Raw genomic sequence first — 12,862 nt, 5'->3', positions numbered from 1 at the left:
GATGCTGCCTTGATCCGGGAAAATTAGAAACCCTCGATTGTGTGTCTGCGCAATTGTTCGGCCACTATTTGCACCTCCGGGGAGCGGAAAAAAGCCAATAGCTGCGCACTGCGACCCGGGCCTATGCCTGGTTCTGCCAACCACTGCTCGGCATCGCGCTGGAGCAGATCTGCCCAGGTGAGCGTTGGCTTTAACGGGATTGCGGCCGGTACGCCCAAAGCGCTGAGCCAGCGCGCAAAGGGTTGCTGGCGGGCCTGGTCGAAGGCATGCAGCAAGTGCTGGCGGCTGCTTTCGCCAAGTCCAGGTACCGACTGCAAGTCTTCGTCCTGCAGGTCCAGCCAGTCGCCCAGGCCTCGCACATGACCACTGTCGATCAGTTTTTCCCAGGTGCCCGGTCCCAGTCGCGGCATGTTCAGGCCTTGCTTGCCGCTGAGCCAGTTGAGGCGGGCGATGAACTGGCGGCGGCAGCCATCGCTAGGTTGCCAGCAACTGAGCGGGTGGTACCGGGCAGGGTCCGGAACCGCGAGGTCCATGCGCTGAACACTGCGCAGTACTACCTCATCCAGGCGCGGGATGGTCAGCCCGGCCAGGCTGATGGCAACCTGGTCGCCGGGGCGGATGTCCAGCTGCTGCCAGCGCTGAAAGGAACCGAGGCTGACCTGGCGGATCTGCCGGTCATCCAGTTGCACCGGCTCGATTTGCAGCACCGGGGTGATGCGCCCGGTGCGACCGATAGTGAACTGCACGCCACGGACTTCGGCCAGGGCCTGGGCAAAGGGGTACTTCCAGGCCGTTATCCAGTATGGGTCGCGTGCTTGCCAGCGGGTGCCGTCCGGGCGCTTGCCCTGACGCAGCACAACGCCGTCGCTGGCGAAGGGTAGTGGGCTGCGGTACCAATGCTCACGCCATCTGGCTGCATCGGCAAAGGTGCTCAAGGGTTCGCTGTACCGCTCGCTGTATTCGAAGCCCAATGCACTCAAGCCCTTGAGCCGCTCGCGCTGGTCGGCCGGCCCCAGCGGCCAGGCCCAGACAAACAATCCGACCACAGCGCCCTGTTCGGCACTGATGCGTTTGCGCGCGAGCAGGCCGGCGACATTGCCGCGGGCGTTGAGGCTGCCGGCGTTGGCTTGCACGTGGCCGTCCAGGCGCCAGAACAGTTCGCCCTGGAGCACCAGGTCGAGGGGCTCGGGTAGCTGCTGGTTGAGTGTGCCCAGAGCCGGTATGTGCCGGCTCCAGTCATGGCCATGGACGCCATCGCCACGGCTGATCAGTTGCACCAGCTTGCCGCCGCGATAGACCAGGGTGGCGGCCACGCCGTCGACCTTGGGTTGAATCCACAGGTCTTGCTTGTCATGCAGCCAGGCTTTGACTGCGGCATCGTCGGCCAGCTTGCCCAGGCCGGTATGGGGAATCGGGTGGCGCAGAGGGCCGACGGCGTTTTTCAGCGGGTTGCCCTGCGACTTTGTCGGCGAGGGGAAGCAGCTTTGCAGATGCGTCAGGCGGGTACGGCTCTGGTCATAAAGTTCGTCAGCGACCAGCGAGACCCCCTGGCGATGATAGTGGTCGTCCCAGTCGGCAAGGGTTTGCTGGAGCTGGCGGACTTCTGCCCGGGCCTGAACGGGCGTCCAGGCGGGGCAGGTCTGCGCGTGTGCCGGGAGCAGCCAAAAGAAGAGCAGAAGGGACAACAGGGACTTGTGCAGCATGGCGAGCATCCTTGCTCGTGATGGAATGCATAGCCTAGAAAAGTTTGGTGGCGTTAGCAGTCCTCAACTGTCAGGTCATGTTGCGTACTTCATCGCGGGGCAAGCCCGCTCCTACAAAAAAGCCCCAGCCGAGTGACCGGCTGGGGCTTTTTTTACAACTTCAGCTTTTACAGACCGGCAGCGGCGCGCAGGGCGTCGACGCGGTCGGTGCGTTCCCAGGTGAAGGTGGTGAAGGTGTCGTCGCCGACGGTCTTCTGTTGCGGGATACGGCCGAAGTGACCGTAGGCAGCAGTCTCCTGGTACATCGGGTGCAGCAGGTCGAGCATGGTGGTGATTGCGTACGGACGCAGGTCGAAGCACTCGCGAACCAACTGGACGATCTTGTCGTCGGAGATCTTGCCGGTACCGAAGGTGTTCAGCGAGATCGAAGTCGGCTGAGCGACGCCGATGGCGTAGGAAACCTGGATCTCGCAACGCTCGGCCAGGCCGGCGGCGACGATGTTCTTGGCCACGTAGCGACCGGCATAGGCGGCAGAACGGTCAACCTTGGACGGGTCCTTGCCGGAGAACGCGCCACCACCGTGACGGGCCATGCCGCCGTAGCTGTCGACGATGATCTTGCGGCCGGTCAGGCCGCAGTCGCCTACCGGGCCACCGATGATGAACTGGCCGGTCGGGTTGATGTGGAACTGAGTGTCCTTGTGCAGCAGTTCAGCCGGCAGGGTGTGCTTGACGATCAGCTCCATCACCGCTTCCTGCAGGTCTTTTTGCGACACTTCAGGGTTGTGCTGGGTCGACAGCACCACGGCATCGATACCGACTACCTTGCCGCCTTCGTAACGGCAGGTAACCTGCGACTTGGCATCCGGGCGCAGCCACGGCAGCAGGCCGGACTTGCGCGCTTCGGCCTGGCGCTCGACCAGGCGGTGCGAGAAGCAGATCGGTGCTGGCATCAGCACGTCGGTCTCGTTGCTGGCGTAACCGAACATCAGGCCCTGATCGCCGGCGCCCTGGTCTTCAGGCTTGCTGCGGTCAACGCCCTGGGCGATGTCTACCGACTGCTTGCCGATGATGTTCATGACCGCGCAGGTCGCGCCGTCAAAGCCGACGTCGGAACTGTTGTAACCGATGTCGACGATCACTTTACGAACGATGTCTTCCAGATCGACCCAGGCCGAGGTGGTGACTTCGCCAGCGATGATCGCTACGCCGGTTTTCACCAGGGTTTCGCAGGCCACGCGGGCGAACTTGTCCTGGGTGATGATGGCGTCCAGCACCGCATCCGAAATCTGGTCGGCGATTTTGTCCGGATGCCCTTCAGACACGGACTCGGAGGTGAAAAGGGAGTATTCGCTCATCTCGACGGGTTCCTAAAATTTACCGATGGTGATGTCGCCAGCCGGTCGCTGAAAATGGCGGACCTGAATCTGGAAACCATTACGTAAGCCCACATAGAGGCTGTCCCCGGGAGCCAGTCCCGCAGCGCTGGCCCAACGGGCCAGGTCGTCCTGCTCGAAGCCCAGCCAGATATCGCCACAGGCCTCTCTGGCCCAGCTCTGGTCGTGGCTGCACAACTCTGTTACCAACAGGCTGCCGCCTGGTTTCACACGGTTGGCCAACTGCCGCAGGGCTTCGGCCGGGGCGCTGAAATGGTGCAGGACCATGTTCAGCACTACGCAGTCGGCTTCCACATCCGTTGCACTGAGTGCATCGGCCAACTGCAGGTTCACATTAGCCAGACCTTCGCGCTCGCAGACCCGGCGGGCCAGGTCGAGCATGGTCGGGCTGTTGTCCAGGGCGGTGACCCGGGTAAAGCGCCGGGCCAGCTCGGGAAGAAATTCGCCATCGCCGGGGCCCACTTCAAGGGCATTGGCGCCGGCTTCAAAACTGAGTTTGTCGAGCAAGGCCAACAGGCTTTCGCGGTACTGCGGCAAGCCGGCAATCAAGTCCTGCTGTGCGCGAAACTTCTCTTCGACTCGCAGGAAAAAGTCCTGGCTGGTGGCCGCCCGACGTTGTTGCACCTGAGCGATACGGGCCTGGACATCATCGGCCAGGGTCAGCCCGTCGACCTCCTCAAGCAATGCCGCATGCAGCTTGCCGCCGAGGCTGAGGCCGTCGGGCAGGGCGCGGCGGTAGAAGATCGCATTGCCTTCGCGGCGGGTCGCCACCAATCCGGCCTGGGCCAGCACCTTGAGGTGGTGGCTCATGCCCGACTGGCCAATGGCGAAGATCTGCGCCAGTTCCAGCACGCCGAACGAATCGCTGGCCAGTGCGCGCAATACGTTCAGGCGCAGCGGGTCGCCGCCGGCTTTGCACAGGGCAGCCAGCGCATCGCTTTGCTCTTGGCGGATCGACGGCACGGGTAGGTTCATGGAGCGGCAGTCTAGTCAGGCAACGATAACGTCGCAAGGCCAATATCAAAAAGTTTTGATATTGCGCGATAGGCGGGGCAATTCGTCGCAGGCTGTGCGACCGATCCGGCTGTTTGCCCGGGTTAACGCCTGATTCTTCTCTCATTCACAGGAAAATCATGCTGCATCGACCATCCGTCATTGCCCCCGGGTACGTGCCTGGGCGAAAATGGCCGCCTTTTTTCGTTTCGTAACTAATTCAACACCCAGGAGATAAGCGATGCCCAGCCGTCGTGAGCGTGCCAACGCCATTCGTGCCCTCAGCATGGATGCCGTGCAAAAGGCCAACAGCGGCCACCCCGGTGCCCCTATGGGCATGGCGGATATCGCCGAGGTTCTTTGGCGTGATTATCTGAAGCACAACCCGACCAACCCGAGCTTCGCTGACCGTGACCGCTTCGTGCTGTCCAACGGCCACGGTTCGATGCTGATCTATTCGCTGCTGCACCTGACCGGCTACGACCTGTCGATCGACGACCTGAAGAGCTTCCGTCAGTTGCACAGCCGTACCCCGGGCCACCCGGAGCTCGGTTACACCCCGGGCGTCGAGACAACCACCGGGCCACTGGGTCAGGGCCTGGCCAACGCCGTTGGTTTCGCCCTGGCTGAAAAAGTCCTGGCTGGCCAGTTCAACCGCAAGAACCACAACATCGTCGACCACCACACCTATGTGTTCCTGGGTGATGGTTGCATGATGGAAGGCATTTCCCACGAAGTCGCTTCCCTGGCCGGTACCCTGGGCCTGGGCAAGCTGATCGCCTTCTACGATGACAACGGTATCTCCATCGACGGTGAAGTCGAAGGCTGGTTCACCGATGACACCCCGAAGCGTTTCGAAGCCTACAACTGGCAGGTGATCCGCAATGTCGACGGCCATGACGCCGACGAGATCCGCACCGCCATCGATACCGCGCGCAAGAGCGAGCAGCCGACCCTGATCTGCTGCAAGACCATCATCGGTTTCGGTTCGCCGAACAAGCAGGGCAAGGAAGATTGCCACGGTGCTCCGCTGGGCAACGACGAAATCGCCCTGGCGCGCAAAGCGCTGAACTGGAACCACGGCCCGTTCGAAATCCCGGCTGACATCTACGCCGAGTGGGACGCCAAGGAGGCCGGCAAGGCCGTTGAAGCCGAGTGGGACCAGCGTTTCGCGGCCTACTCCGCGGCTCACCCTGAGCTTGCCAACGAACTGGTGCGTCGCCTGAGCGGTGACCTGCCGGCTGATTTTGCCGAGAAAGCAGCGGCCTACATCGCTGAAGTCGCGGCCAAGGGCGAAACCATTGCCAGCCGTAAAGCCAGCCAGAACGCCCTGAACGCCTTTGGCCCGCTGCTGCCTGAACTGCTCGGCGGTTCGGCTGACCTGGCCGGTTCCAACCTGACCCTGTGGAAAGGCTGCAAAGGCGTCAGCGCCGAAGACGCCAGCGGCAACTACATGTTCTACGGCGTGCGCGAGTTCGGCATGACCGCAATCATGAACGGTGTTGCCCTGCACGGCGGTCTGGTGCCTTACGGCGCCACCTTCCTGATGTTCATGGAATATGCCCGCAACGCAGTGCGCATGTCGGCGCTGATGAAGCAGCGGGTCATCCACGTCTACACCCACGACTCCATCGGTCTGGGCGAAGACGGTCCGACCCACCAGCCGATCGAGCAACTGACCAGCCTGCGCAGCACGCCGAACCTGGACACCTGGCGCCCAGCCGATGCCGTCGAGTCGGCGGTATCCTGGAAGTTCGCCCTGGAGCGTAAAGACGGCCCGTCGGCGCTGATCTTCTCGCGTCAGAACCTGCAGCACCAGGAGCGTGATGCCGAGCAGATCGCCAACATCAGCCGCGGTGGCTACGTCCTCAAAGACTGCGCAGGCGAGCCTGAGCTGATCCTGATCGCCACCGGTTCCGAAGTCGGCCTGGCGGTTCAGGCCTTCGACAAGCTGACCGAGCAAGGCCGCAAGGTACGCGTGGTGTCCATGCCGTCGACCAGCGTGTTCGATGCCCAGGAGGCTGGCTACAAGCAGTCGGTGCTGCCGCTGGAAGTCGGCGCGCGTATCGCCATCGAAGCGGCCCATGCCGACTTCTGGTACAAGTACGTCGGCCTCGAAGGCCGCGTCATCGGCATGACCACCTACGGCGAGTCGGCACCTGCGTCGGCCTTGTTCGAAGAGTTCGGTTTCACCCTGGAAAACATCCTGGGTACTGCTGAAGAGCTGCTGGAAGACTGATCCCGTTTCCCTGTGGGACTGGCGTCGGCTTCATCGCTGGCAAGCCAGCTCCCACAGGGGCTGCGGTGATCCCTGTGGGAGCTGGCTTGCCAGCGATTGAAGTCAACTCGATTCCCGCAGGTTGCAGATAACGCTTCTGTTCCGTGAGCATCCCATGCCCCAAACGCGTCCTTACAAAGTTGCACTCAACGGCTACGGCCGTATTGGTCGTTGCGTCTTGCGCGCACTCTTTGAGCGGGGGGCGAAGGCGGGCTTCGAGATCGTTGCACTGAATGACCTGGCCGACCAGGCCAGTATCGAATACCTGACACGCTTCGACTCCACCCACGGGCGTTTCCCCGGTGAGGTGAAGGTCGACGGCGATTGTCTGCATATCAATGGCGACTGCGTGAAAGTATTGCGCAGTGCCACCCCGGAAGGGGTCGACTGGGCGGCGCTCGACGTCGATCTGGTGCTGGAGTGTTCCGGTGCCTACAACACCCGCGCCGATGCCCAGCGTTTTCTCGACGCCGGTGCGCCGCGGGTGCTGTTCTCCCAACCCATGGCCAGTGAGGCAGATGTCGACGCCACAGTGGTCTACGGGATCAACCAGGATTGCCTGGATGGCACCGAGAGGCTGGTCTCCAACGCCTCCTGCACCACCAACTGCGGCGTGCCGCTGCTGCGCGTGCTGGACCAGGCCTTTGGCCTGGAGTACGTGTCGATCACCACCATCCACTCGGCGATGAACGACCAGCCGGTCATCGACGCCTATCACCACGAAGACCTGCGCCGTACCCGTTCGGCGTTCCAGTCGGTGATCCCGGTGTCCACGGGCCTGGCCCGCGGCATCGAACGGCTGCTGCCGGAACTTGCCGGGCGAATTCAGGCCAAAGCCGTACGCGTGCCGACCGTTAACGTGTCGTGCCTGGACATCACCCTGCAGACCGCCCGCGACACCACTGCGGCCGAGGTCAACCGGGTGCTGCGCGAAGCCGCCCTGAGCGGCCCGCTGCGAGGTCTGCTGGCCTACACTGAACTGCCGCACGCCAGCTGTGATTTCAACCATGACCCGCATTCGGCGATTGTCGATGCCAGCCAGACCCGCGTTTCCGGCCCCCGGCTGGTCAACCTGCTGGCCTGGTTCGACAACGAATGGGGTTTTGCCAACCGTATGCTCGACGTTGCCGATCACTTTCTGCACGTCGTCAATCAAACCCGCTCCACTTGTAAACAGCCCTGAAGGACTGCATTCATGACCGTGTTGAAGATGACCGACCTCGATCTGCAAGGTAAGCGCGTACTGATCCGCGAAGACCTCAACGTGCCTGTGAAGGACGGTGTGGTTGCCAGCGATGCGCGCATCCTCGCTTCGCTGCCGACCATCAAGCTGGCCCTGGAAAAGGGCGCGGCCGTGATGGTCTGCTCGCACCTGGGCCGCCCGAGCGAAGGCGAATTCTCCGCCGAGAACAGCCTCAAGCCGGTCGCCGAGTACCTGAGCAAGGCCCTGGGCCGCGACGTGCCGCTGGTTGCCGACTACCTCGACGGTGTCGAAATCAAGGCCGGTGATATCGTCCTGTTCGAGAACGTGCGCTTCAACAAGGGCGAGAAGAAGAACGCCGACGAGCTGGCGCAGAAGTACGCCGCCCTGTGCGACGTGTTCGTGATGGATGCCTTCGGTACCGCTCACCGCGCTGAAGGCTCGACTCACGGTGTCGCCAAGTTCGCCAAGGTGGCTGCTGCTGGCCCGCTGCTGGCCGCCGAACTGGATGCCCTGGGCAAGGCCCTGAAAGCCCCGGCCAAGCCGATGGCGGCCATCGTTGCCGGCTCCAAGGTCTCGACCAAGCTGGACGTGCTCAACAGCCTGAGCCAGATCTGCGACCTGCTGATCGTCGGCGGCGGCATCGCCAACACCTTCCTGGCCGCTGCCGGTCACCCGGTTGGCAAGTCGCTGTACGAGCCAGACCTGATCGACACTGCCAAGGCCATTGCCGCCAAGGTCAACGTGCCGCTGCCGGTGGACGTAGTCGTGGCCAAGGAATTCGCTGAAAGCGCTGAAGCGACCGTCAAGCTGGTTGCCGACGTTGCCGAAGACGACATGATCCTGGACATTGGCCCGCAAACCGCAGCCAACTTCGCCGAGCTGCTGAAGTCGTCGAAGACCATCCTGTGGAACGGCCCGGTTGGCGTGTTTGAATTCGACCAGTTCGGCAACGGCACCAAGGTGCTGGCCCAGGCCATCGCCGACAGCACTGCGTTCTCCATCGCCGGTGGTGGCGATACCCTGGCAGCCATCGACAAATATGGCGTAGCCGAGCAAATCTCCTACATTTCTACCGGTGGCGGTGCATTCCTCGAGTTCGTAGAAGGTAAAGTGCTGCCGGCCGTTGAAATGCTGGAACAGCGGGCCAAGGCCTGATCCATTCGGCCTGGCAAAGGGAGCGACCCGATGGTCAAGCAATTGCCTGTGATTATCCTGGCCGGGCTGCTCGGCGCTTGCTCCAGTAACCCGGAGCAGGCGACGCCAAAGCCCGGCGCGCCGAAAGGTGGCTGTTATCAGTCTGAATGGCAGGCCGAGACGGTACCGGTGATCAACAAAAGGCTGGGCCCGGATGGCCTGGAGAAATACGACGACGAACATCAGCACCGGGCCCCGGGGTGCCCTTGATCGGTTCAGGGCAACCTACCGGCCGGTTTGTGGTCTGCTAGAGGATATTGGATGAAAGCGGTAGTGGCCTTGATGGCCCTGGCAGTACTCGGTGGTTGTGCAAGCCTCAAGCCTGCGCCGGCGCCGACCGACAACTGGACCCGCTGGGTCTGTGACAGCCAGGCTGAAGTACTCTGGCGCTTTGCCGATAGCAGCCAGCAGGATATGGACGTGCGTCTTGGTGGCGGCGACCAGGTCTACCGGCTCAAGCCGGAGCCCAGTGGCTCGGGTGCGTTGTACAGCGATGGAGTGCTGGCGTTCCACAGCAAGGGTGATGAAGGCCTGGTGTACTGGGTCGCCACCGATGATTTGATAGGGCGGGGCTGCAAGGCGCCGTGACTGGCCGGGCCGCTCGAAGGCCCACACTACTTGAATAGCAACCGCCGCTGCGGCAGGCTTGCACGAAAAACGACGCTTGTCGGGAGAGAGATACACAATGGCACTCATTAGCATGCGCCAGATGCTGGACCACGCCGCTGAATTCGGCTACGGCGTTCCAGCTTTCAACGTCAACAACCTCGAGCAGATGCGCGCCATCATGGAAGCTGCCGACAAGACCGACTCCCCGGTGATTGTCCAGGCCTCGGCCGGTGCCCGCAAATACGCTGGCGCGCCGTTCCTGCGCCACCTGATCCTGGCGGCCATCGAAGAGTTCCCGCACATTCCGGTGTGCATGCACCAGGACCATGGCACCAGCCCTGACGTCTGCCAGCGCTCGATCCAGCTGGGCTTCAGCTCGGTAATGATGGACGGTTCGCTGGGTGAAGACGGCAAGACCCCAACCGACTACGATTACAACGTTCGCGTTACTCAGCAAACCGTTGCCATGGCTCACGCCTGCGGCGTTTCGGTTGAAGGCGAGCTGGGCTGCCTGGGTTCGCTGGAAACCGGCATGGCCGGTGAAGAAGACGGTATCGGCGCCGAAGGCGTGCTGGATCACAGCCAGATGTTGACCGATCCGGAAGAAGCCGCCGACTTCGTCAAGAAGACCCAGGTCGACGCCCTGGCAATCGCCATCGGTACCAGCCACGGTGCCTACAAGTTCACCAAGCCGCCTACCGGCGACGTGCTGGCGATCGACCGCATCAAGGAAATCCACAAGCGCATCCCCAACACCCACCTGGTGATGCACGGTTCGTCCTCGGTACCGCAAGAGTGGCTGGCGATCATCAACCAGTACGGCGGCGACATCAAGGAAACCTACGGCGTGCCGGTTGAAGAAATCGTCGAAGGCATCAAGTTCGGCGTACGCAAGGTCAACATCGACACCGACCTGCGCCTGGCCTCCACGGGTGCCATGCGTCGCCTGATGGCCACTAACCCGAGCGAGTTCGACCCACGCAAGTTCTTCGGCGAAACCGTCAAGGCCATGCGCGACGTCTGCATCGCCCGTTACGAAGCCTTCGGCACCGCGGGTAACGCTTCGAAGATCAAGCCGATCTCCCTGGAAGCGATGTTCCAGCGTTACGCCAAGGGCGAGCTGGCCGCCAAGGTCAACTAAGCCTGAACAGAAAAACCCGCAGCGATGCGGGTTTTTTTGTGCCTGCGCGCCAAGGAAGCAATGCGCATGGCCTGGATGGATAGACCGTTAGTCGGCTAACAGGCCTTTCCATGCATGATGGCAATGTGCTGACTTCAGATTTATGGCAGCCGGGTCTAGAGTTACGCACAGATTTCAGCCGAAGTCCGGCATTGGTGTCCTAAGAGAAGCAGCATGGATTGCGCGCAACCTCAGTCACACGATAGCGGCTCAGTACTGCTGGTCGTTGATGATTACCCGGAAAATCTGATCAGCATGCGGGCCTTGCTGGCCCGCCAGGATTGGCAAGTACTCACCGCGAGCTCGGGGATGGAAGCCCTGAGCGCGCTGCTCGAACATGAAGTGGACCTGGTGCTGCTGGATGTGCAGATGCCGGGCATGGATGGTTTCGAGGTTGCGCGCCTGATGCGCGGCAGCCAGCGCACGCGGCTGACGCCGATCATCTTCCTCACGGCCAACGAGCAGTCCCAGGCCGCCGTGCTCAAGGGGTATGCCAGTGGGGCGGTGGACTACCTGTTCAAACCCTTCGACCCACAGATCCTCAAGCCCAAGGTTCAGGTCTTGCTCGAGCAGCAGCGCAACCGACGCTCGTTGCAGCGCTTGAGCCGCGACCTGGAAGCGGCGCGGGCTTTCAATGCATCGGTGCTCAACAATGCCGCCGAAGGCATCCTGGTGGTGGGTGAAAACGGCGAGATTACTTTTGCCAATCCGGCCATCTCACAGTTGCTCGAAGCGTCGGTAGAGGTGCTGCAAGGCGCCAACCTGCTGGATTTCGTGCAATCGCCGGGGATGACGTTGTGGAGCGATTCGGCTTTCTACCAGGCCTACCTGGATCGGCAGATCTTCCGCTTGCACGACGCCCTGCTGCGCACGGCGGGTGGCCAGCCGGTGCCGGTGGCGCTGTCGTGCTCGCCGTTGACCGATGGCCAGCGCGCCATGGTGGTCACGGTGCTGGACATGTCGGTGGTGCGCAACCTGCACCAGCAACTGGAGTTCCAGGCGGTCACCGACCCCCTGACCGGGCTGCTCAACCGCCGTGGCTTCTATCAGGCTGCCGAAAGCGCCCTGGTGCGCAACGAGCGCAGCGACAAGACCCAGGCCCTGATGTACCTGGATCTGGATGGCTTCAAGCGCATCAATGATTTTCTCGGCCATGAGGCCGGCGACCGGGTGCTGCATTGGGTGGCCGAACAGCTCAAGGATTGCCTGGGCGCCAGTGCGATCCTCGCGCGCATGGGCGGCGACGAGTTCACCGCGCTGTTCGATGCCCTGGAATACCCTGAGCAGGCCGCGCGCTTTGCCGAGCGGGTGATCGAGCGCATGTCGATCTGCCAGCAGATCGAGGGCATGGAAGTGACCCTGGGTGTGAGCATCGGTATTGCCACCTACCCCGATTGCGGCGCCAACCTCGACGGCCTGTTGCGCGCGGCCGACGCTGCGATGTATGCGGCCAAGCAGGCTGGGCGCCAGCAGTACCGCTATTACGACCAGGACCTCAACGGCAGGGCACGCTCACGCCTGATGCTCGAAGACTCGGTGCGCGGTGCCATTGAACACAAGGATTTCAGCCTGGTCTACCAGCCTCAGGTCGCCTTTGCCGACGGGCGTCTGCGCGGCTTCGAGGCGCTATTGCGCTGGCAGCATCCCAGCGTCGGCGATGTACCGCCAGGGTTGTTTCTGCCCTTGCTGGAAGAGGCGCGATTGATTTCGCGCCTGGCCAGCTGGATCTACGCCCAAGGCGTGGCGCAGCGGCGTGACTGGCAGGAATGCTTCGAGCCGGGCCTGGTGCTGGGGATCAGCCTCAGCCGCGTGCAGTTTGCCATGCCCAACCTGGTCGAGGAGCTCGGACGGGTGATTGCCAGCCAGGGCCTTGACCCGGCGCAGCTTGAGGTCGAGGTTGCCGAGACTTCGTTGATGGTCAACAACGATGTGGCCTTGAAGCAGTTGCACAAGCTGCGTGAGCTGGGCGTGCGTATCGCCCTCGACGATTTCGGTGCTGGCGATTGCTCGCTGCGCATGTTGCGCGACCTGCCGATCGACACCCTCAAGCTCGACCGCCATCTGGTCGCCCGGTTGCCCGGGTCGCAAGCGGACGCGGCCCTGGTTCGCTGTGTGATTGACCTGTGCCGACAGTACGCGATCAGCGTCATCGCCGAAGGCGTCGAAACCCGCGAGCAGGCGCAATGGCTGCAGGCCAACGGTTGTGAGTATGTGCAGGGGTTTCTGGTGGCGCGGCCCATGACACCAGGGGACGCCGGGGCGTTTCCGGGCTTTTTTGACTGGCAGCGGGTGTAGTTCGGTACA

10 protein-coding genes are annotated in these 12,862 nt (G+C 62.5%); 7 read left to right on the top strand and 3 right to left on the bottom strand.

Annotation, left to right across the window (positions count from 1 at the left end; translation table 11 throughout):
• Positions 1-23 precede the first annotated feature (23 nt).
• From ligB to CCOS864_RS25900, 3 genes are all read right to left on the bottom strand, one after another.
• Positions 24-1,703: an NAD-dependent DNA ligase LigB gene (gene ligB / locus CCOS864_RS25910; protein ID WP_115089222.1), complete on the bottom strand. Its 1,680-nt coding sequence runs from the start codon at positions 1,701-1,703 to the stop codon at positions 24-26.
• A 167-nt stretch (positions 1,704-1,870) separates the two neighbouring features.
• The gene (metK, locus tag CCOS864_RS25905; protein WP_038997515.1) at positions 1,871-3,061 is read right to left on the bottom strand and encodes a methionine adenosyltransferase; all 1,191 of its coding nucleotides are present in this window, start codon (positions 3,059-3,061) and stop codon (positions 1,871-1,873) included.
• 12 nt (positions 3,062-3,073) lie between these two features.
• Entirely contained in the window at positions 3,074-4,075 is a 1,002-nt protein-coding gene (locus tag CCOS864_RS25900; protein ID WP_115089221.1) for an ArsR/SmtB family transcription factor, read from the bottom strand.
• Between the two features lie 259 nt (positions 4,076-4,334).
• Here CCOS864_RS25900 and tkt point away from each other — a divergent pair, with 259 nt between their 5' ends.
• The 7 genes from tkt to CCOS864_RS25865 all read left to right on the top strand — a co-directional run bounded on the left by tkt (position 4,335) and on the right by CCOS864_RS25865 (position 12,853).
• Complete coding sequence (gene tkt / locus CCOS864_RS25895; RefSeq protein ID WP_115089220.1) at positions 4,335-6,332, top strand: transketolase; 1,998 nt, start codon at positions 4,335-4,337, stop codon at positions 6,330-6,332.
• A gap of 154 nt (positions 6,333-6,486) precedes the next feature.
• Positions 6,487-7,554 carry an erythrose-4-phosphate dehydrogenase gene (gene epd / locus CCOS864_RS25890; protein ID WP_115089219.1) on the top strand — a complete coding sequence of 356 codons (1,068 nt, stop codon included), beginning with the start codon at positions 6,487-6,489 and terminating at the stop codon, positions 7,552-7,554.
• A gap of 12 nt (positions 7,555-7,566) precedes the next feature.
• Complete coding sequence (locus tag CCOS864_RS25885) at positions 7,567-8,730, top strand: phosphoglycerate kinase (protein ID WP_115089218.1); 1,164 nt, start codon at positions 7,567-7,569, stop codon at positions 8,728-8,730.
• A gap of 30 nt (positions 8,731-8,760) precedes the next feature.
• A complete protein-coding gene (locus CCOS864_RS25880; RefSeq protein ID WP_115089217.1) occupies positions 8,761-8,979 on the top strand; it encodes a hypothetical protein in 219 nt (72 codons plus the stop codon).
• A 51-nt stretch (positions 8,980-9,030) separates the two neighbouring features.
• The gene (locus CCOS864_RS25875) at positions 9,031-9,357 is read left to right on the top strand and encodes an MliC family protein (protein WP_115089215.1); all 327 of its coding nucleotides are present in this window, start codon (positions 9,031-9,033) and stop codon (positions 9,355-9,357) included.
• Between the two features lie 97 nt (positions 9,358-9,454).
• On the top strand, positions 9,455-10,519 hold the full coding sequence (gene fba, locus CCOS864_RS25870; RefSeq protein ID WP_115089213.1) for a class II fructose-bisphosphate aldolase: 1,065 nt from the start codon (positions 9,455-9,457) through the stop codon (positions 10,517-10,519).
• 213 nt (positions 10,520-10,732) lie between these two features.
• Positions 10,733-12,853: a putative bifunctional diguanylate cyclase/phosphodiesterase gene (locus CCOS864_RS25865; protein ID WP_115089211.1), complete on the top strand. Its 2,121-nt coding sequence runs from the start codon at positions 10,733-10,735 to the stop codon at positions 12,851-12,853.
• The last annotated feature ends 9 nt before the right edge of the window (positions 12,854-12,862 follow it).

Origin of the sequence: Pseudomonas wadenswilerensis, assembly GCF_900497695.1 — a bacterium.
GTDB classification, from domain to species: Bacteria; Pseudomonadota; Gammaproteobacteria; order Pseudomonadales; family Pseudomonadaceae; genus Aquipseudomonas; species Aquipseudomonas wadenswilerensis.
This window is presented reverse-complemented; position numbering and strand designations above follow the sequence as displayed.

Excerpts from the sequence above, each read along its gene's own strand:
- ligB (WP_115089222.1), bottom strand. The coding sequence starts at position 1,703 with ATGCTGCACAAGTCCCTGTTGTCCCTTCTGCTCTTCTTTTGGCTGCTC.
- metK (WP_038997515.1), bottom strand. The coding sequence starts at position 3,061 with ATGAGCGAATACTCCCTTTTCACCTCCGAGTCCGTGTCTGAAGGGCAT.
- CCOS864_RS25900 (WP_115089221.1), bottom strand. The coding sequence starts at position 4,075 with ATGAACCTACCCGTGCCGTCGATCCGCCAAGAGCAAAGCGATGCGCTG.
- tkt (WP_115089220.1), top strand. The coding sequence starts at position 4,335 with ATGCCCAGCCGTCGTGAGCGTGCCAACGCCATTCGTGCCCTCAGCATG.
- epd (WP_115089219.1), top strand. The coding sequence starts at position 6,487 with ATGCCCCAAACGCGTCCTTACAAAGTTGCACTCAACGGCTACGGCCGT.
- CCOS864_RS25885 (WP_115089218.1), top strand. The coding sequence starts at position 7,567 with ATGACCGTGTTGAAGATGACCGACCTCGATCTGCAAGGTAAGCGCGTA.
- CCOS864_RS25880 (WP_115089217.1), top strand. The coding sequence starts at position 8,761 with ATGGTCAAGCAATTGCCTGTGATTATCCTGGCCGGGCTGCTCGGCGCT.
- CCOS864_RS25875 (WP_115089215.1), top strand. The coding sequence starts at position 9,031 with ATGAAAGCGGTAGTGGCCTTGATGGCCCTGGCAGTACTCGGTGGTTGT.
- fba (WP_115089213.1), top strand. The coding sequence starts at position 9,455 with ATGGCACTCATTAGCATGCGCCAGATGCTGGACCACGCCGCTGAATTC.
- CCOS864_RS25865 (WP_115089211.1), top strand. The coding sequence starts at position 10,733 with ATGGATTGCGCGCAACCTCAGTCACACGATAGCGGCTCAGTACTGCTG.